This is a genomic window from Paenimyroides ummariense (assembly GCF_900115115.1).
GTDB classification, from domain to species: Bacteria; Bacteroidota; Bacteroidia; order Flavobacteriales; family Flavobacteriaceae; genus Flavobacterium; species Flavobacterium ummariense.
This window is the reverse complement of the sequence record NZ_FOVI01000008.1, coordinates 1-19,642: the sequence shown is the minus strand read 5'-3', so window position 1 is coordinate 19,642 and position 19,642 is coordinate 1. Positions and strand designations below refer to the sequence as shown.

24 protein-coding genes and 1 pseudogene are annotated in these 19,642 nt (G+C 32.8%); 15 read left to right on the top strand and 10 right to left on the bottom strand.

Annotated features, from left to right (window positions below; translation table 11 throughout):
- Window positions 1-31 precede the first annotated feature (31 nt).
- The 6 genes from BM253_RS07385 to BM253_RS07360 all read right to left on the bottom strand — a co-directional run bounded on the left by BM253_RS07385 (window position 32) and on the right by BM253_RS07360 (window position 4,751).
- A complete protein-coding gene (locus BM253_RS07385; protein WP_091521607.1) occupies window positions 32-475 on the bottom strand; it encodes a hypothetical protein in 444 nt (147 codons plus the stop codon).
- Between the two features lie 157 nt (window positions 476-632).
- Window positions 633-1,382: a triose-phosphate isomerase gene (tpiA, locus tag BM253_RS07380; protein ID WP_091521604.1), complete on the bottom strand. Its 750-nt coding sequence runs from the start codon at window positions 1,380-1,382 to the stop codon at window positions 633-635.
- A 1-nt stretch (window position 1,383) separates the two neighbouring features.
- On the bottom strand, window positions 1,384-1,965 hold the full coding sequence (locus tag BM253_RS07375) for a TlpA family protein disulfide reductase (protein ID WP_091521600.1): 582 nt from the start codon (window positions 1,963-1,965) through the stop codon (window positions 1,384-1,386).
- Window position 1,966: 1 nt separating this feature from the next.
- Window positions 1,967-3,043, bottom strand: coding sequence for an ABC transporter permease (locus BM253_RS07370; RefSeq protein WP_091521597.1), 1,077 nt, complete (start codon window positions 3,041-3,043; stop codon window positions 1,967-1,969).
- On the bottom strand, window positions 3,043-4,134 hold the full coding sequence (locus BM253_RS07365) for a DoxX family protein (RefSeq protein WP_091521593.1): 1,092 nt from the start codon (window positions 4,132-4,134) through the stop codon (window positions 3,043-3,045). The genes BM253_RS07370 and BM253_RS07365 overlap by 1 nt, the downstream gene beginning before the upstream one ends.
- A gap of 74 nt (window positions 4,135-4,208) precedes the next feature.
- Window positions 4,209-4,751, bottom strand: coding sequence for a DUF1599 domain-containing protein (locus BM253_RS07360; RefSeq protein WP_091521589.1), 543 nt, complete (start codon window positions 4,749-4,751; stop codon window positions 4,209-4,211).
- Between the two features lie 87 nt (window positions 4,752-4,838).
- Here BM253_RS07360 and folP point away from each other — a divergent pair, with 87 nt between their 5' ends.
- From folP to BM253_RS07345, 3 genes are read left to right on the top strand one after another with little or no spacing between them, the layout of a single operon-like run.
- Complete coding sequence (gene folP, locus BM253_RS07355; RefSeq protein WP_091521586.1) at window positions 4,839-5,669, top strand: dihydropteroate synthase; 831 nt, start codon at window positions 4,839-4,841, stop codon at window positions 5,667-5,669.
- Window positions 5,659-6,111, top strand: a complete 453-nt coding sequence (locus BM253_RS07350; RefSeq protein WP_091521583.1) for a hypothetical protein — start codon at window positions 5,659-5,661, stop codon at window positions 6,109-6,111. Before folP ends, BM253_RS07350 begins: the two co-directional genes overlap by 11 nt.
- Window positions 6,112-6,133: 22 nt before the next feature.
- Window positions 6,134-6,721, top strand: a complete 588-nt coding sequence (locus BM253_RS07345) for a hypothetical protein (protein WP_143095606.1) — start codon at window positions 6,134-6,136, stop codon at window positions 6,719-6,721.
- Window positions 6,722-6,781: 60 nt separating this feature from the next.
- On the opposite strand, the gene BM253_RS07340 is transcribed toward BM253_RS07345, so the two are convergent.
- The 4 genes from BM253_RS07340 to BM253_RS07325 all read right to left on the bottom strand — a co-directional run bounded on the left by BM253_RS07340 (window position 6,782) and on the right by BM253_RS07325 (window position 9,992).
- Window positions 6,782-7,447, bottom strand: coding sequence for a hypothetical protein (locus tag BM253_RS07340; RefSeq protein WP_143095605.1), 666 nt, complete (start codon window positions 7,445-7,447; stop codon window positions 6,782-6,784).
- Window positions 7,448-7,525: 78 nt separating this feature from the next.
- Window positions 7,526-7,999, bottom strand: coding sequence for a 23S rRNA (pseudouridine(1915)-N(3))-methyltransferase RlmH (gene rlmH, locus BM253_RS07335; RefSeq protein WP_091521574.1), 474 nt, complete (start codon window positions 7,997-7,999; stop codon window positions 7,526-7,528).
- Between the two features lie 239 nt (window positions 8,000-8,238).
- Window positions 8,239-8,580, bottom strand: coding sequence for a tRNA-binding protein (locus tag BM253_RS07330; protein WP_091521571.1), 342 nt, complete (start codon window positions 8,578-8,580; stop codon window positions 8,239-8,241).
- Entirely contained in the window at window positions 8,580-9,992 is a 1,413-nt protein-coding gene (locus BM253_RS07325; RefSeq protein WP_091521569.1) for a T9SS type B sorting domain-containing protein, read from the bottom strand. The genes BM253_RS07330 and BM253_RS07325 overlap by 1 nt, the downstream gene beginning before the upstream one ends.
- 185 nt (window positions 9,993-10,177) lie before the next feature.
- Between BM253_RS07325 and nadC the strand changes: the two genes are divergently transcribed.
- The 12 genes and pseudogenes from nadC to BM253_RS07270 all read left to right on the top strand — a co-directional run bounded on the left by nadC (window position 10,178) and on the right by BM253_RS07270 (window position 19,551).
- A complete protein-coding gene (nadC, locus tag BM253_RS07320; protein WP_091521564.1) occupies window positions 10,178-11,038 on the top strand; it encodes a carboxylating nicotinate-nucleotide diphosphorylase in 861 nt (286 codons plus the stop codon).
- Complete coding sequence (locus BM253_RS07315; RefSeq protein ID WP_245758469.1) at window positions 11,039-11,968, top strand: YihY/virulence factor BrkB family protein; 930 nt, start codon at window positions 11,039-11,041, stop codon at window positions 11,966-11,968.
- A complete protein-coding gene (locus BM253_RS07310) occupies window positions 11,965-12,390 on the top strand; it encodes a DUF2147 domain-containing protein (protein ID WP_091521561.1) in 426 nt (141 codons plus the stop codon). Before BM253_RS07315 ends, BM253_RS07310 begins: the two co-directional genes overlap by 4 nt.
- Window positions 12,391-12,531: 141 nt before the next feature.
- Entirely contained in the window at window positions 12,532-13,674 is a 1,143-nt protein-coding gene (locus BM253_RS07305) for an erythromycin esterase family protein (protein ID WP_091521557.1), read from the top strand.
- 57 nt (window positions 13,675-13,731) lie between these two features.
- Complete coding sequence (priA, locus tag BM253_RS07300; protein ID WP_091521552.1) at window positions 13,732-16,182, top strand: replication restart helicase PriA; 2,451 nt, start codon at window positions 13,732-13,734, stop codon at window positions 16,180-16,182.
- 113 nt (window positions 16,183-16,295) lie between these two features.
- On the top strand, window positions 16,296-16,652 hold the full coding sequence (locus tag BM253_RS07295; protein ID WP_091521957.1) for a four helix bundle protein: 357 nt from the start codon (window positions 16,296-16,298) through the stop codon (window positions 16,650-16,652).
- 154 nt (window positions 16,653-16,806) lie between these two features.
- Window positions 16,807-17,148 carry a 30S ribosomal protein S6 gene (gene rpsF, locus BM253_RS07290; protein WP_091521548.1) on the top strand — a complete coding sequence of 114 codons (342 nt, stop codon included), beginning with the start codon at window positions 16,807-16,809 and terminating at the stop codon, window positions 17,146-17,148.
- Between the two features lie 5 nt (window positions 17,149-17,153).
- Window positions 17,154-17,450: a 30S ribosomal protein S18 gene (gene rpsR, locus BM253_RS07285; protein ID WP_091096943.1), complete on the top strand. Its 297-nt coding sequence runs from the start codon at window positions 17,154-17,156 to the stop codon at window positions 17,448-17,450.
- Window positions 17,451-17,513: 63 nt separating this feature from the next.
- Window positions 17,514-17,954 carry a 50S ribosomal protein L9 gene (gene rplI / locus BM253_RS07280; protein ID WP_091521544.1) on the top strand — a complete coding sequence of 147 codons (441 nt, stop codon included), beginning with the start codon at window positions 17,514-17,516 and terminating at the stop codon, window positions 17,952-17,954.
- 67 nt (window positions 17,955-18,021) lie between these two features.
- Entirely contained in the window at window positions 18,022-18,591 is a 570-nt protein-coding gene (locus tag BM253_RS07275; RefSeq protein WP_091521541.1) for a methylated-DNA--[protein]-cysteine S-methyltransferase, read from the top strand.
- A gap of 120 nt (window positions 18,592-18,711) precedes the next feature.
- Window positions 18,712-18,771 (top strand): annotated as a pseudogene (locus BM253_RS17610) (hypothetical protein); the annotation flags it as partial.
- 93 nt (window positions 18,772-18,864) lie between these two features.
- Complete coding sequence (locus BM253_RS07270) at window positions 18,865-19,551, top strand: helix-turn-helix transcriptional regulator (protein WP_317040938.1); 687 nt, start codon at window positions 18,865-18,867, stop codon at window positions 19,549-19,551.
- Window positions 19,552-19,642: the final 91 nt, after the last annotated feature.

Sequence of the window (19,642 nt, the reverse complement as noted above, 5' to 3'; positions counted from 1 at the left end):
TAAAACCGTCACTTCGAGCGGAGTCGAGAAGTTAAAAAGCATTCAGCGGAATATTAAATCCTAACGAAAAAGTAAAGCCTTCAATAGGTTTTAAATCTTGTTTTGTTTTAATATCAAAACCGTATCCAAAACCAAATTCAACAATACTTGCAACAGATAAACCCACTTTAGGTGTGGCAGTGTATGGAGTTAGTTCTCCTTCTACAAACGGAACTATTAAATTATTAAACGTAGGGTAAAACGTAAAACTTCCTTCGGGAATCACCAAAAACTGATCTCTAAAATATGCCAAATTAGCATTCGCTTCTAATTTAATTCCAACAGCGTTTCCTGCCAACGGCTGTAAATAATAACCACCTACCTTTAGCATGTTACCTGCCTGCGACTGGTAAGCCACCGACGGACCAACTAAAAAATCTTGGGCATTTGCTAACAAAGGAAATGCTAAAGTAATGATGTATAAGAATTTTTTCATTGTAGATATTTATTTTAGCCGTTTTGTTTGAATTTAAGACCTCACAGGTTTTCAAAACCTGTGAGGTCTGCTTTAATTAGAAGCTTCTCGTTCGTAGAAACCAAGCTTCTTGTTTATAAATTAGAAGCTTCTTGTTACCCAACGAGAAGCTTCGTTTTTATATCGCGTTAATAATCGCAGTAAAATCTGTTGTGTTTAAAGCAGCACCGCCAATTAAACCACCGTCAACATCGGGTTGTGAGAAAATGGTTTGTGCATTGTCTGGTTTTACGCTGCCACCGTATAAAATGGTAACATTGTTTGCCAAACTGCCGTAATGGTGTGCAATTTGTTCGCGGATAAACTGGTGCATTTCTTGTGCTTGTTCCGGCGTAGCAGTTTCGCCTGTACCAATTGCCCAAACAGGTTCGTAGGCAATAATAATGTTTTCCCAAGCTTCTTTTGGTAAATGAAACAATGAATCTTTTAACTGATAAAACACCACGTTTTGAAACTGTTTGCTTTTACGGTCTTTTAATTCTTCACCTACACAAAAAATCACGCGCATTTTATGGCGTAAAGCCGTATCAACTTTATTTGCTAAAAGTGCCGGAGTTTCCTTAAAATACTGTCTGCGTTCGCTATGACCCAAAATAACGGTTTCAACACCCACACTTTTTAGCATATCGGCAGAAATTTCGCCTGTAAAAGCACCGCCTTCTGCCTGGTGCATATTTTGTGCAGCTACCGTAATATTGGTGTCTTCTAAAATTTGCGTTGCCAGCATTAAGTTGGTAAAAGCGGGTGCAACCATAACTTCGACCTCTTTACCGGTTGGCATATTGTTTACTAAATCGTTTAAAAAAGTTGTTGTTTCTGCGGCATTTTTATGCATTTTCCAGTTTCCTGCAATAACTTTATGTCTCATATTAAGGTTGTAATTTATCTAATGTTTTAATTAAAAGGGTATCGTTTGCAACAATTGCTTTTCTAAGGGCGATGTTTCCTTGGGCATCGACCAAAATATAACGCGGAATCCAATCTAATTGAATTGACTGACCGAATTCGTCTTTCATTTTTTCGTTCAGATAGTAATGATCGCCTTTTAAATCGTATTTTTTAATCGCTTCAGTCCATTTGTCTTTTGTTTTATCTAAGGATATAAATACGTAAGACGCGTTTGGATATTTTTGCTGAAGATTCTTTAATTCAGGAAATCCTTTGATACAATCAGGACACCATGATGCCCAAACATCAATAACGATTGGTGATCCTTTGTGTTTCTCTAAAATGTTTTGAAACGAAATTTTGTTTCCTGAAACATCATCAAATTCTTTGTTTAAAGTTATTGATTGAAATTTAGTATCATCAAGAGAAACGGTATCACTTTTAATAGATAACGAATCTTTAAGATTATCAATTTCGGTTGCAATTTCTTTGTCAACTTTTTTAGTATCGCAACTTATTGCAATAAACCCTAAAGCTAAAAGGGTTATAAAAATCTTTTTCATACTATTTTAATTTAATTCTTGGGTCTAAATAAGCGTAGATTAAATCTACTAAAATGGTAATTACTACAAATGTGGTGGCGACAACAATCACCGATCCCATGATTACAGGAAGATCTAAATTGTTCAGCGCATCAACTATTTCTTTCCCTAAACCATTCCATCCGAAAATATATTCCACAAAAACCGCTCCAGCTAACATAGATGCAAACCAACCCGACATTGCTGTTACCACCGGATTCATTGCGTTTTTTAAGGCGTGTTTGGTTGTGATTTTATAGGTTGATAATCCTTTGGCTCTTGCCGTACGAATGTATTCTTGGTTCAAAACTTCTAAAAGCGAATTTCGCATTAACTGTATCACAACACCCAACGGACGAATGCCTAAAACTACTGCGGGTAGTATCGCGTTTTTCAATGCTAAATGCGTTCCTTCGCCAAAATCATCTACTTCGTACAAACTGCCGGTCATGTTTAAACCGGTATAATTGTGCAGCACGTAGCCAAAAATCCATGCGAATAAAATGGCACTGAAAAACGATGGAACACTCATACCCAACGTACTAATCAAGGCAATTAATCGGTCAAACAAACTGTTCGCGTTCAAAGCCGATAAAACACCCAACACTACACCAATAAGCAATGCAATTACTATAGAAAGTACGGCTAAAACCACGGTACTTGGCAGGGTGTGTAAAATAATATCGGTTACTTTTTTGCCGTTTTTCTGAAAACTTTCGCGCAGATAAGGTGTTTTTAAAACGACATCGTACTTTTTTGTGCTGAATAAAACGTTTCCGCCATATTTTTCTTCGGTATAAAACGTATAATGATCGTTTTGAGTTTTATGGAACGATAGCGGCGATAAATCGTTCAGATAATAAAAATACTGGTTTAAAACAGGCTGGTCAAAACCATACTTCTTTTTGATTAATGCCAATTGTTCCGAGTTTTCGTTTTGATCTAACATCATTCTGGCAGGATCGCCCGGCAAAATGTTGAACAAAATAAACACAACAGTTACTACGCCAAAAAGCGTAAAAAACGAATAGCCTAATTTATTTAGAAAGTACGAAAACACTATTTTTTAATTTCGGAATAATTCTTTTTCAAAATGGATTTTAGTTCAGATCCAACGAATTTTTTCTCGTTAATGCCGTCCCATTCTTTGATTTTGTTCCCATTCCAAAAATAGATGATTCCAGGTGTATCTTTACCGCTTCCCAACAATTTCCAAAACGGAATTACTTCAATAATTTTGTAAGGATAGGTTGCGCCGGCGAACGAAAAGAAATCAGGAATTTTCTCTGGTTCTTCGTTCATAAAAACAATTTGAATTTGAGGGAAATCCTTGTTCTTTTTCTTCATCTCTGTCAGTTCCTTCGCTACATCTCTACAATGCTCGCAACCAGGAACAAATAACGCGAATATCTTTTTACCTTGATCGATATTCGAGAAATACTGTGCATAACCCGATTTTACTTGTGCAGGTTCGTCAACAACCGGTTTAGCTACTTCGGTAGGAACTTCTTTTGTAACCTGAGTTTCAGCTGGAGTTATATCAACCGGTTCAGTTGGTTGTGTTTCTATTGTCTCTGTGCTTTCTAAAGGTGTTTCAATTTCTTCTGTAGCAACTTCAGCTACTTTTGGCTGAATTGGAGCCAACATAAACAATGCTAAAATTGATGCAAATGTTATGGTTGATAATACCCAAAAATTGCTGCCTTCTTTTGCCGATTTCGGTGTAACGTATAAGTAAATTACCAATAAAATAATGGCTACAACGTTCTTGATAATTGCTTCGATAGGTGTCATTGGTAACAAACTTCCAAAACATCCGCAGTTACCAGAATTTCCACCGGTTTGTATGGTATCAATCGTTAAATGAACCGTAAAAACCACCAGCATTAACATGGTTGCAGGAACTACTATTCTTCGCAAAAAGTTATTTTGTAACAGTAAAATTCCCAATGCTAATTCTATTCCAATTAAAATTCGAGAGAAAAACACTGCAAAATCTTCCGAAAATCCCATTGGATACAATTGCTTTACTTCAAAAGTTGAAATAGCGAAATACGGACTCGGGTATAACTTGGCAACGGCAGAAATCAAGAATAAAAACGAGATGATTATTCTAATTGTCCACGGTAAATATTTTTTAAAGTTTTCCATTTTTTATTTTTTTACTTTTTTCAAAAATAAGATTTGATATAAATGTAAGTTGTTAATCGCTTGTTAATAGGTTGTTATTGGGCAAAATCCATTAAAATTAATGCGAAAACCGCGTAGTTGATCATGTCTTGGTAATTAGCATCCAATCCTTCAGAAACAATGGTTTTTCCGTTATTGTCTTCAATTTGCTTAACACGCAACAATTTTTGTAGAATAATATCGGTGTGCGACGAAATACGCATATCGCGCCAAGCCTCGCCGTAATCGTGGTTTTTATTCAGCATTAATTCTTTGGTAATCGCAATGTGTTTGTCGTACAAATCAATAGCTTCCTCATTCGTTAAATCGGCTTCTTTAGAAACACCTTTTTCCAACTGAATCAACGCCATAATACTGTAATTAATGATTCCGATAAATTCCGAAGTTTCGTCTTCATCAATTTTTCGTACATCATTTTCCTGTAAAGATCTAATTCTGCACGCTTTAATGTAAATTTGATCGGTTAATGACGGTAACCTTAAAATGCGCCACGCACAACCGTAATCTTGTAATTTTTTAATGTATAATTGTCGGCAAATAGCAATTATTTTATCATATTGTTCCGCTGTAGAAAGCATATTAAAGTATCTTTGTGTAAATTTTATCAAAAATAACAATCTGTTTTCACAATAAAAATTAAAAGCAGGTATTTATTCCAATAAATAATGAAATCGATCAAGTGTAAAGGCAAATTAATCACGTTTGAAGTTCCAAAAGTAATGGGGATTTTAAACGTTACACCCAATTCTTTTTTCGATGGCGGATTGCATCATTCGTTAGAAAAAATCGAACAACAAACCGAAAGAATGTTGCTGGAAGGTGTTGATATTATTGATGTTGGCGCGTATTCTACCCAACCAAACGCACCTTTTGTTTCGGAAGATGAAGAGTTGCAACGGATTGTGCCGGTTGTAAAACATTTGATTGATAAATTTCCTGATATTATTTTATCTGTTGATACGTTTCGGTCTGAAGTTGCCAAACAGACGTTAGATTTGGGTGCAGCGATGATAAACGATGTTTCGGCAGGCAATTTAGACGATAAAATGATGCCCGTTGTTGGCAGTTTTAAAGCGCCATACATTATGATGCACATGAAAGGAACACCACAAAACATGCAGCAGTTTACCAATTATGATGATGTTATGCACGAAATGATTTATTATTTTTCTGATAAAATAGCACAGGCACAACAGCACGGAATTGTTGATGTAATTGTGGATCCTGGTTTTGGATTTTCGAAAACGTTGGATCAGAATTACGAAGTTTTAAATAAATTGGATTTGTTGCAAAATTTGAATGTTCCTGTATTATCGGCACTTTCAAGAAAATCGATGATTTATAAATTTTTCGAAACCACACCACAGGAAGCCTTAAACGGGACTAGTGTTTTAAATACCATTTCATTAATAAAAGGAGCCAATTTGTTGCGTGTGCACGATGTGAAAGAAGCGGTAGAATGTGTAAAATTATATACGAAAACATATGAAAACTAAAATCCTAATTATATTATTCTCATTGGTTTTATTTATAGGTTGTTCAGAAAAACTTCCCAATGAAGTATATTTTTTTGAGAATTATGAAGTTGAAAATGGTAAATACAAATTGTTCGTAATTGGAACTGAAGGCGAATGGATTGATGATTATAAAGATTTTTATATTGATGATATTGAAACATTAAAGAAAATGAAAACTCAATGGATTTTTAGTGAGAAATCAGAGGTTATGCCTTGCGGATATGGATATATTATATATTTAGTAAATAAAAAAGAAGTATTGAAAAGCGAGGCTATAAATATAGAATGCGAATATATGTCGGGTTGGATAAAATTTCCTAAAAAATATATTACTGAATATAAAGATAAATTTGTAAGAATGAGTGAATCTGAAAAACTGAATTTTGAAAATAAATATCTTAATAATCAAAACGTTAAATAAGAATTAAAGTTTATTAATGATTATGAAAACTAAACTGTTTACCTTGATTTTTGGAGCGATCTTATTCGCATCGTGTCAACAAAAAGAAATGAAAATTAGTCGGTCTGATTTTTCTGTTGTAACAGAAATGACTGATTTTAGTCCGGCTTATATTCTTAAAAATGAAGTAGGTAAAGTTGAAATCAAAAAAAACAGCTTGATAGGAAATACACATTGGGTGCTTTCAGTTGATAGAGATATAACAATGAATGAAGTTGCTCCATTTTTACATGATTTGACTGAGAAAAAGCATAAAGTTGGCGGTATGCACGAAGATACCAAAGATATTTACATGGTTTACAGCGATACCGTTCACAAGCAAAATGCGTATGTAAAAGTGCCGTTTAAAAGTTTTGCTTTAGAGAACCAGCCTGTTTACGAATTAGCAGAAGGAGTTGAAAGTTTGTTGTTAAAATCGGTTGCCGATGCTAAAAATCCGTTAGATAAAACACAAACTTATTTGGTAAGAATAGATAAAAACATAAGTGTTGAAAATTTTGTGAATATTCTAATTGAACTAGAAAAACAAAAGATTTCACAAAGCTTGAATAGTGAGGTTTATGTGAATTAAAAATATTTTATGGATAGGATGAGCTTATCCAAATTTAATTTTTACTAATTTTTTGTTTTATTAATCGAACTCTATTTTTGGAAAATAAGGTTTCCATACTTTTCCTATTTGCTCTTTATTTTCTGCAAATGAAATATCTGTTATATTTTTACTTTCGAGTTTACTTTTTAACGCTTCAGAAACATAAATTCCCCAAGAATAATAAGGTATTTTAAATAGATCTATTTTTGAGTTAAAGTTTTTATTGAAGACAATTTTTAATGTCTCAAAAGAGTAACTTTTCTCTGGATTTGATTTGTTTATTTCAATTAAATCCAACGTTTCCTGATGTGATCTTATTTTTATTTTTTTCTGTGAACTTTCAACAGCAAAAACTTCGCTCTTTTCAAAGTCTATCCATTCATAACATTCTTCCGCCTTTTCATCAAGCAAATCAAGTTCATAGAAATCATATGATTTATATTTTCTTATAAAGCCCATTACTTTTTCTTTTCGCAATACTTTTGCCTTAGATATTTTAAAAGGAATCGTATTACTTTCTTTGAAAATATTTAATGCCTTTTCATTCAGAACGTAACCTTTTAAGGAGTGTAAAATATCATTTAGATTGTTAAATTTAGGATCATCATACATTTTACATATTAAAATTTTTTCTCCTGCGATATTCTTTATATCAGTATCTTCAATTGCTCCTGAATCATTAATGTGAATTGTATAGTATTTCATAATTGTAATATGGTTCATAAATTTAAAATATACAAAACCGATTAGAATGTCGATATTTTAAAAAATATCAACAAAAATCTACTGATGATGATACGGTTCATTCTTTAAAATAGTAAAACCGCGGTAAATCTGTTCAATCACAAACAAACGAACCATTTGGTGCGAAAACGTCATTGCCGATAGCGAGATTTTACCGTTTGCTTTTTTGTAAACATCGTCTGAAAAACCGTAAGGTCCGCCAATTACAAATACCAAAGTTTTAATACCTGCGTTCATTTTCTTTTGAAGTTCATCGGCAAAACCAACGCTCGAAAAACTTTTCCCGTTTTCATCTAACAAAATCAAATGATCAGTAGCAGTAAGTTTACTTAAAATCAATTCGCCTTCTTTTTGTTTTTGTTGCGCTTCCGAAAGGTTTTTAACGTTTTTAATATCGCCAATAATTTCTAAATCAAACTTAATGTAAAATCCCAAACGCTTGGTGTATTCATCAATTAACGCTTGCAGATTTTTATTATCGGTTTTACCAATTGCCAAAAGTTTGATATTCATAGAAATTTGTTTTTGCAAAAATAGCTTTAATACACAACAAAAAGAACAATGATATTGAAAAACATACCATTTAACAACATAGACATATAGGTTTTACGTTTTGAAAGGCAGAGTGATTCTTATCTTTGATAAAACAAATAGTGCAACAAAGCTATGTTTTTGTCAATAACGAACTATAAAAACGTTTATGCAGTATTTATAGCTATGTTCTATGTGTTTTGAATAAAAAATAGTTTAGTTTAGCCAATTGCCAAACCATTTTCTACAGCTTTTCCTGGAGTGAGCAACGTAACTTCTTTATCACTGCCAACAGCACCCAAAACAAGACATTCGCTCATAAAATCGGCAATTTGTTTAGGTGGAAAATTAACCACAGCAACAATTTGTTTGCCAATTAAATCATCAGTACCATACAAAACGGTAATTTGTGCCGATGTTTTTCTAGTGCCTATTTCTGATCCAAAATCAATCCACAGTTTATAAGCCGGATTTTTAGCTTTTTCAAACGGTTGTGCATCAACAATCGTTCCTACACGAATATCGATCTTTTCAAAATCGTTCCAAGAAATTTCTGTTTTCATTATTGTTCAGTTTCTCTAATTAATTGTACCCAACCAGTAAAGGTTTCGTTTTTATAGGTTACAATATTATAAAAATAAACACCAGAAGGCAAAATATTTCCACTGTTAGATTGTCCATGCCATTCGTTTTTGTAATCTTTTTTATTAAAGACAATTGTACCAAATCTATTAAATAGACTAATGTTCTTTACATTTAAAGTTGTAAGATCAAAATAATCGTTTGAACCATCTCCATTTGGCGAAATACCTTTTGGTATCATACATTGATTGGGATTTAATGTAATATTAAATTCTTTAGTTTTTGAACAACCATATTCACTAATTACTGTGACACTTCCTGAAATGGAATTGTAATTGTTGATATTAAGTTCTTTGTTTTCGAACTTTACACCATTAACTTCCCATATTATTTTTGAATTTTCAATATTAACCAGACTATTTCCTGTAACGCTTAACCAAGCAGAATGATTTTTACAAAATTGATTTATTTCAAAATCAAACTCTGGTATAATTTCTATCGTGATTTGGGTTGAAGGGTACGTATCATCATTAGGTGTAAATGTGTATGTGGTTGTTTGCGTATTATTTATTTCAGGAGTCCAAGTTCCCTTTATACCATTTAACGAAGCTGTTGGTAACGTAAATTCAGATCCTTCACAATAAGGTCCCATTTCATCGAAAATAACAGTTGGAACTTTAGTTATTGAAACATCATCAACTAAGTTATAATAAAAATCGGTTATTAGACTACCTTCTATAAGTTCAAAATCAGTGTTTTCACCATCAAAGAAATTCCCTATAACAAAGTACCTTAAATTTGAATCAGTGGGAGTAAAGTCGAATGTAATTTCTGTCCAATCATCTTTGTTAGCAAGAGGTTTACCATCATAATTTGCATCAGGTACAATATCTATAACAGAAGTTGTTTGAAAACTTTGTTCAGAATCAAAAAATTTAATACCTATATTATTTGTAGTTCTCCCAGATGTAGCTCCTAACGAAATATAAAATTTAACCTTATAATTAATCCCTGCTTCCAAATTACTTGATAATGTTCCTTGAATATACTCTCTGAATGTTTCATTTTCAGAATCTCTATTAATCATTGCAGAATAGGATTTTCCGGTTCTGGGTAATTGATCTGACATACTTGTATTTAAAGCATAAGTTAGACAGTTTGGGGCTACATCCATACTTATGATGTCTGGTGAACCTACAGAAGGTGATTTCCAATGCATAATAGTTTTTGAAAATTTTTCGGAAGTATATGCAGTACAACTTAGTTCTTCATCCGGATTAAAGTCTTCGAAACTGGGGTTTAACACTAAATTTTCTTGAGCCTTACTATTAAAGGGAATGATAAAAAGGTGTAAAATAAATATTTGTGTAAATAGAGAATTGAATCTAATCATAAATTGTTTTTTTTCAATTTACGGAAATTATTTTAGAATATCAAATTAATGTGCGATCAATTAAATTTCAATTATGATGATTTCAAAATCGTTCCAAGAAATTTCTGTTTTCATAGTTGTTTTTACTAAAATTGCATCTCAAAAATACCAAAATTTCGTACTTTAGCCATTAAAGATAGAAAAAAATGATATCCAAAGAACAGTTTAATAAAGAATTAGAATTAATTATAGAAAATGCAATTCGCGAAGATGTTGGCGATGGTGATCACAGCTCGTTAGCTTGTATTCCCGCAGATGCTATGGGAAAAGCAAAATTGTTGGTAAAAGATGAAGGGGTTTTAGCCGGAGTTGATTTTGCCAAAATGGTTTTTAATTATGTGGATTCGGAAATGCAGGTGGAAGTTTTGATAAACGACGGAACTCCCGTAAAATATGGCGATATCGCTTTTTATGTTACAGGTAAATCACAATCGATCTTAAAAGCAGAACGTGTGGTTTTAAATGCTATGCAGCGTATGAGTGCCATTGCAACCAAAACCAAGTTTTTTGTGAATTTAGTTGAAGGAACTAAAGCAAAAGTGTTAGATACCCGCAAAACTACACCCGGTATTCGAGCTATTGAAAAATGGGCGGTAAAGATTGGCGGAGGCGAAAATCACCGTTTTGCGTTGTATGATGTGATTATGCTGAAAGACAATCATATTGATTTTGCAGGCGGAATTACTCAAGCAATCACTAAAACCAAACAATATTTAAAAGACAATAACAAAGACTTAAAGATTATTGTTGAAGCCAGAAACTTGACAGAAATTGAAGAAATTCTTACAAATGATGGTGTTTATCAAATTTTAATCGATAACTTTAATTATGAAGATACCAAAACAGCTGTTGCAATGATTAACGGTAAGTGTTTTGCAGAATCTTCGGGAAACATTAACGAAAATACCATCCGTAATTATGCAGAATGTGGTGTAGATTTTATATCGAGCGGCGCGTTAACACATTCGGTTTATAATATGGATTTAAGTTTAAAAGCTGTTTTATAATTGGGGAAATCATCAGTTAAAATAACAAAACTGCCGGTTATTGGCAAATTGATTAAGCTTTCTATGCGGACAAAACTGCCCGGTTTAGAAGGCTTAACTTTATATGAATTGCTGCGAATTTACATTGCCGGAATCGTAGAAGGTGCCTTGAATTACAAAGCCGGATCTATTGCTTTTACCTTTTTTATGGCGCTTTTTCCGTTTGCGTTATTTTTGCTGAATCTTATTCCGTATATCCCAATCGATAATTTTCAACAGAGTTTTTTGTTGTTCGTAGAAGAAAATGTTCCGCCGAATACGTATGATGCTATTGAGTTGATTTTGGTCGATATTATGAGTAATTCTTACAAAAGCTTGATATCAACCGGGGTAATCATGTCGGTTATTTTCATGGCAAATGGTGTAAACGCAATTATCAACGGATTTCAGTCTTCATCGCATTTATCAATCTCTCGAAATTTTTTCAGACAATATTTAATAGCCATCGTTTTATCGGTGTTGTTAAGTTTAATGTTGGTTTTATCGGTAGCCGTGTATTTATCGGTTGAAGTGTTGATGCATTTTTCTGAATATCCGTATTTGGCTGATATCGGCAGAAATATTTTCGTGGTTTTAATGATCTTGTTAACCGTATCCATTCTTTATAAATTCGGAACAAAAGAAACCAAACATTTGGCATTTATTTCCTACGGATCTGTTTTTACAACCGTGCTAATGTCTTTAACTTCGGTAGCTTTCGGGTTTTATGTATCAAAATTTGCAAAATATAACGAGTTGTACGGATCAATTGGTACACTTTTGGTTATAATGATTTATATTTGGATTAACTGTATGATTTTATTGTTGGGTTTTGAATTAAATGCAGCGATTTATACAGCAAAAAGAAGAAATTTGTATATTAGTAACAGTAAAACAAAAAATAACGTATGAAAAATGTAATTGCAACTTTTGTGTTAACAGCATTTGCAGCTTTAAGCATGCATGCGCAAACAGTAACGGGTAAGTGGAAAACAATTGACGATGAAACCGGTAAACCAAAATCGATTGTAGAAATTTCTGAAAAAAACGGAAAAATTTATGGAAAAGTAGTAGAAATTTTAACCGATAAAAAAGATGCCAAATGCGATAAATGTCCGGGTGCCGATAAAGGCAAACCAATTAAGGGGTTAACAATTATAAAAGGACTTTCTAAAGATGGCAAAGAATATTCGGGTGGTACAATTACCGATCCTTCATCAGGAAAAGAATATAAATGTGCCTTAAAATTAAACGGATCCGATAAATTAGACGTTCGCGGCTATGTTGGTATTCAAGCTTTAGGACGCACACAAACCTGGGTTCGCGTTAAGTAATTTTCAAATAAACAATTTAAAAGCACTTCTTTAACATATTTTAATGAAGTGCTTTTTATTTTAACAACAGTTTATATTTTATTACTTCTAACATACTTACCTAAAATATTAGATTTGTCATAACCTTTAAAAACTTAAATTATGACAAAATATTTGCTTGGCTTTCTATTGCTATTTAATTACTCGTTTAGTCAAAATATCAATTATCCAATAAATAAAACCATAGCGACTTCTATTCCCAATGAAGTTAAAATTATAGGGCTTGGAGATCCTACGCATCAAGAAAGCACCTTAACAAAGTATCGTATAGATTTAATTAAAAAATTAGTTCAAGAAAAAGACTTCTCTATAATAGCGATTGAAGGAAATTTCTATGAAATTTATCATGGTTTTAAAAGTTTCTTAAAAACCAAAGATTATTCGTATATAGAAAAAGCAATGTACAGCCAATTAAATGCTGATATTATGAAAGAGTTGTATGACTTTTTATATGAGCAGAATAAAAAGGGGAAAACCGTTTTATTTACAGGGTTTGATGTACATTTTTCAGGATCAGTATTTAGTACCTATTTAAAAGAAGATTTAAAAAAAGTAAGCAGTTTATCTGCAGAAGAAAAAGAAGATTTTGTCAATATAGTTGAGAAAGGCTCACATACAGACCATAGAGTTTTTTTAAGAAATAATAAAAAAGTTCGTTCTAAAATGCATTATTATTCTAAAAGAATTCTTGAAACGTTTAATCCTGTTAGTATAGATGATAAATATTTTGTTCAGGCACTTACAATATTATCTTATGATCCTGAAAATCTATCTGGAGATAGTCACAACAACAGAGATTTTATGATGGCAAAAAATGTAGGTTTTTTAAGAAAAAACTTTGCAGATAGTAAAATTATTCTCTTTGGATCAAGCACTCATTTATTAAAATCACCTAAAGATATTTATACTCCGGGTTATTTGGATAATAGATATCCGTTGGGTTGGTATTTAAACGAAGCATTTTCTTCAGAATACTATTTTATAGCCTATTCAGCATTATCAGGCAATAAATTAAGCATGTTTAATAAACCGGTTAAAATAGATCAGGTAATCGATAATTCAATCGAAGCTCTTATCAGCAAAGAACGTAAGCATGAAAACTTTGTAACTTCGCAAAATTATCCACTTAAAAATACTATTCATTCAAGATTGTTAGGGCATACTTTTTACAATATGAATTTATGGAATGTTGTTGACGGATTAGTTTTAATTGATAATGTTGAACCTTTTAGAATTATAAGATAAAGCAATTCTAATACAAAACAATGTCAGAGTTTTTTGTTATTATTATATCTTTGTTTTATGGACTATTTTATAGATGTTATTGTACCCATAGCAGTAACAACTACTTTTACATATAGGGTTTCGCAGGCAGAATACAATTTTTTGCAGCAGGGCATGCGCGTTGCCGTTCCGTTTGGCAAACGTTTAGTTTATACCGCATTGGTGTTGAACAAACACAACCAGAAACCACAGCTTTACGAAGCTAAAGATATTCATACGATTATAGATGAAAAACCGATTGTAACTCAAATTCAAATAGAATTTTGGCAATGGATTTCGCAATATTATATGTGTTCGTTGGGCGAAGTTTACAAAGCGGCATTGCCGAGTGCTTTTTTGTTGGAAAGCGAAACAATCTTGAGTTTAAACCGTGATTTAGTTGTTGATTTAAGATCATTGACAGATGATGAATTTTTATTATACGAAGCTTTTGAACAGCAGCCCATTCTTCGGTTTGATGAGGTTCAGAATATTCTAAACAAAAAGAAAGTTTTTGGTGTTATTGATGAATTATTGAAAAAAGATATTATCTATTTAAACCAGCACATTCACGAAAAATACAAACCAAAACTGGTTAAATACGTTGCATTACATGATAATTATAAAGAAGAAAGTAAGCTAATAAATCTTTTAGATAACGAATTAAAAACCGAAAAACAACGAGCGCTTGTTCTAAAGTATTTTCAGTTAAGTACGCAAAAAGCAACAATCGAGTTAAAAGAATTATTAAAAGAAGCAGAAGTTTCAACTGCTATTTTTAGTAATCTGGAGAAAAAACAGATTTTCACGGTTTATACGTTAGCCGAAGATCGCGTGCAGTTTACCGATGCTTTTTTGAATGATATTCAGTTTACCGAAGCACAAACAACAGCTATTCAATCAATAAAAAATCAGTTTGAAAAGCACGATGTAACCTTGTTAAACGCTGTAACGGGTGCCGGAAAAACCGAAATCTACATAAAATTGATACAAGAATGTATCGAAAAAAATCAGCAAGCCTTATTTTTAGTTCCCGAAATTGGTTTAACTACTCAATTGGTGCAGCGTTTAACGGCTTATTTCGGAAACAAAGTTGCGGTTTACAATTCTAAATATTCCGAAAACGAAAGGGTAGAAGTGTATCAGCATGTGTTGAATCATACCGAAAATGCCCAAGTTGTCATAGGTTCACGTTCATCGGTTTTTCTTCCGTTTAAAAATCTGCAGTTAATTATTGTCGATGAAGAACACGAAGCAAGCTACAAACAGGTCGATCCTGCACCACGTTTCCATACGCGCGATGCTGCTATTGTTTTGGCGAAGATGTTTCAAGCAAAAGTTTTATTAGGATCGGCAACTCCAAGTTTAGAAAGTTACTACAATTCGTATCAACAAAAATATGGCTATGTAGAATTAAACCAGCGTTTTACAAATGTGCAATTGCCTGAAATTGTTTTGGTCGATCTAAAAGAAGCACGCAGAAAAAAAGAAATAAACGGAATTTTCAGTATAAAATTGATCGATGCCATTACCGAAGCACTTTACAACGGTGAGCAGGTTTTATTGTTTCAAAACCGTAGAGGATATTCGCCTGTTTTAGAATGTTTAACCTGCGGAAACGTGCCGCATTGTACTTCATGCGATGTAAGTTTAACCTATTATAAACGACAAAATTATTTAAAGTGTCATTATTGCGGCTACACCATGTCAATGCCTACAAAATGCCATAGTTGCCATAGTACTGAATTGACTACCAAAGGATTGGGAACCGAACAGATAGAAGATGCGTTACGATCAATTTTTCCAAACAAACAAATTGCCCGAATGGATCAGGATACCACCCGAGGAAAATTTGCTTTTGAGCGATTGATAGATGGATTTAAAAACCGTGAAATTGATATTATGGTTGGAACACAGATGTTGGCAAAGGGACTCGATTTTGACAATGTTTCACTCGTGGGTATCATGAATGCCGACAGTATGCTTACCTTTCCCGATTTCCGAGCTTATGAACGTGCGTATCAGTTAATGACTCAGGTTGCGGGTCGTGCAGGTAGAAAAAACAAACAAGGAAAAGTATTGATCCAAACTTATAATCCGTACCACAACACCATACAACAGGTTACCCAAAACGATTATAAAGCAATGTTTAAAGAGCAGATGTACGAACGATTGAACTTTAAATATCCACCGTTTTATCGTTTGATACGTTTGCAAATGAAGCATACCGATTTTAATAAAGTAAAAGAGGCATCAACTTGGTTGGCAACCAATATGCGGAACAATATAAACGGAATTTTAGTTTTGGGTCCACAAGAACCATCAATAAACAGAATCCGGAATCAGTATATCCAGATTGTTTTAATAAAACTTCCGCTTAACAAACCGGTAAATGTTTTAAAGACAGCTATTCAAAAAAGCATTAATAGTTTAGAAACAATCGGTATGTATAAAAGCGTAAAAACAACTATAAGCGTTGATTTTTATTGAGATGTTGGGTGTTGGGTGTTTGATGCAGGATCTTTGAAGAGGTATATTTGAAGAGGTATGTGTATGTTTGAAGAGGGATGTTTTTTATTATCTTCATTTTAAATATCGTTATTATGAGTTTTAAATTTGAAAAGCTACAAATTTGGCAAAAGGCTATGAGTTTTGGAGAGGATATTTACAAATTATCCTTACAGTTTCCAAAAATAGAAATCTACAATTTATCATCTCAAATAATTCGTGCATCAGATTCAATAGCCTTAAATATCTCTGAAGGATCCATTATGCAATCAAATACAGAGTATAATCGATTCTTAAATTATTCTGTTCAGTCATTAGCAGAAGTAGTAACTTGTTTGTATAAAGCTAAATACAGAGGGTATATGGATAATCAATCTTTTGAAAAATATTACAACGAAGCTTATCATTTAATGAATATGATTATTGCTTTCAAAACAAAACTTAAAAGTTAATGGTTTATTCAATTTTACCAGCAATCATATTAAACATCCAGCATCTTACACCCAACATCCCACATATCAAAAATAAATTTCAAAACCATTTGCTAAAAACAATAAACTGTTATATATTTGCACCCAATTTTATAACAAATTAAATATAGTTATTATGAATCATTATGAAACTGTTTTCATTTTGAATCCCGTTTTATCTGAAACTCAGGTAAAGGAAACAGTACAGAAATTCGAAGATTTTCTTGCTTCAAAAGGGGCTAAAATGATCTCTAAAGAAGATTGGGGCTTAAAAAAATTAGCTTACGAAATTCAAAACAAAAAAAGTGGTTTTTACCATTTATTCGAGTACACTGTACCAGGTGATGCAATCATTGGTTTAGAAACAGAATTCCGTCGTGACGAAAGAATCATGCGTTTCTTAACAGTAGCTTTAGACAAGCATGCTATTTCTTGGGCAGAAAGAAGAAGAGAAAAATTAAAAACTAAAAAAGCGTAATTATCATGTCAAACATTGAGCAATCTGCAAAAGGTAAAAAAGACGGAGATATCAGATATTTAACGCCTTTAAACATTGAAACTAACAAAACTAAAAAATATTGTCGTTTCAAAAAATCTGGAATCAAATACATCGATTATAAAGATGCTGATTTCTTATTGAAATTCGTTAACGAGCAAGGTAAAATTTTGCCACGTCGTTTAACAGGAACTTCTTTAAAATACCAAAGAAAAGTATCTGTAGCTGTAAAACGTGCACGTCATTTAGCTTTAATGCCTTACGTTGCAGATTTATTAAAATAATAACAAATTAAAGTTGTTGCCTCGCTACTGGCGGGCTAACTTCTTATTAAAAAGGACAACAACATGGAAATTATCTTAAAACAAGATGTTCAAAAATTAGGATTTAAAGACGATGTAGTAACTGTAAAACCAGGATACGGTCGTAACTTTTTAATTCCTCAAGGTATGGCTGTATTGGCTACACCTTCTGCAAAAAAAGTTTTAGCAGAAAATTTAAGACAAAGAGCTCACAAAGAAGCTAAATTAATTGCTGACGCTAACGCAGTTGCTGATGCATTAAAAGCTTTAGAGATCAAGATCGCTGTTAAAGCTGGTGGTGAAAAATTATTTGGTTCGGTAACGAACGCTGATATTGCTGCTGCTTTAGAATCAAACGGTCAGTCAATCGACAAAAAATTCATCACTTCAGGTACAATCAAACGTTTAGGTAAATATGCTGCAAACGTACGTTTACACCGCGATGTAATTGTTGAATTACCTTACGAAGTAGTTGCTGCTGAGTAATTAGTTGCAAAACAATATTCTAAAAACCTTCTTTTTAAAAGAAGGTTTTTTTTATTAAATTTATCGAATGAATTTTATAGATCTAAACCAAAAATTGACCGGTAATTTAAATCGTATTGCCATAACAACCTATGATTCTCGATTAGGTTTGATGTTTTTGGGGGCTACCGAAAACGGAATTTGTCTGGCTGAATTTCACGATCGAATTCATTTAGAAAAAACACTTTTAAAGTTAGCCGAAAATTTAAAGGCGCAGTTTGCTGAAGAAGAAAACCAACATCTAAATCAATTAAAGGAAGAACTTACTTTATATTTCGATAAAAAACTGCAGGAATTTACTGTTCCATTGGTTTTCACAGGAACCGATTTTCAGCAGAAAGTGTTTCAATCGTTAATTAAAATTCCGTATGGAAGCACATCAACCTATAAAAATCAGGCAATTGTTTTGGGCGATTTAAAAGCGATTCGAGCCGTTGCTACTGCCAATGGTTTGAATAAAATTGCAATTGTAATTCCATGTCACAGAATTATTGGAAGCGACGGTTCAATGGTTGGTTACGCAGGTGGAATCTACAGAAAAGAAGCCTTATTGCAGCTTGAAGGTGCTTTGCAGCAAACCCAGTTAAGTTTATTGTAGTTTATGAGCGAGCTTGATGTAAAGAAATTCAACCGTATTTTAAGCATTTACGTGCAACTTCAATCACGAAACTGGATTACGGCACAACAATTTGCAGATCGTTATTAGGTTAGTGTTCGAACCATTTATCGCGATATAAAAGCATTGGAAAATGCTGGGGTGCCCATTTATAATGAGCAGGGGAAAGGTTATGCTTTGGTTGAGGGATACAGAATTCCACCTACCATTTTTACAAAAGATGAAGCGTTTAGTTTTGTGATAGCTGAAAAGCTGATGGAAAAGTATGCCGATAAAAAAATGAGTTTTAATTTTTCGTCTGCCTTACATAAAATGAAAGCGGTTTTACGATCAAGCGAAAAAGAAAATGTAGCTTTAATTGAAGATCAGTTTTTAATATTCGATACCACATCAAACGAAACTTCTAACGAAGTTCTTTCAATTTTGCTGGAAAGTATTGTATCGAAAAAGCAAATAGAAATTTTATATCAAAAACCTGGGGAAAGTAAAGCTGATAAGCGACTTTTAGAACCCATCGGAATTTTTTACGAACATGATTATTGGTACTTTATGGCTTTTTGCTATTTGCGGAATGATTACCGTCAGTTTAGAATTGATCGTGTAAAGCAAATTTTAAATACTGATGTTACTTTTAATCGCGAACACAAACAATTAGATTATTTTCTGAATGCAAAAAAGCAGACGGAAGTTTTAAAAACAACGGTTAAAATTTTAGCACCTAAAAAATCGGCACATTATTTTAATTGGGATCGAAATACCTATGGCTTTGTATCAGAAAAAGAATTAAATGATAAAATGGAATTGACGTTTGAAACTACAACTCATTTACAATATTTTGCCCGCTGGTTTTTAATGTTTTCTGCCGAAGCTGAAATCACTGAACCTTTAGAATTAAAACAGATAGTTGCCGATTTATTAAAAAAGGCAATTGAAAAGATATAAAAAGAGGCTGTCTAAAAAGGTCTTTGGTATAATCCCCGACATGTTTTTTGTCGGGGATTTTTTTTATTGTCCTCAAATTTTGTTAACTTGA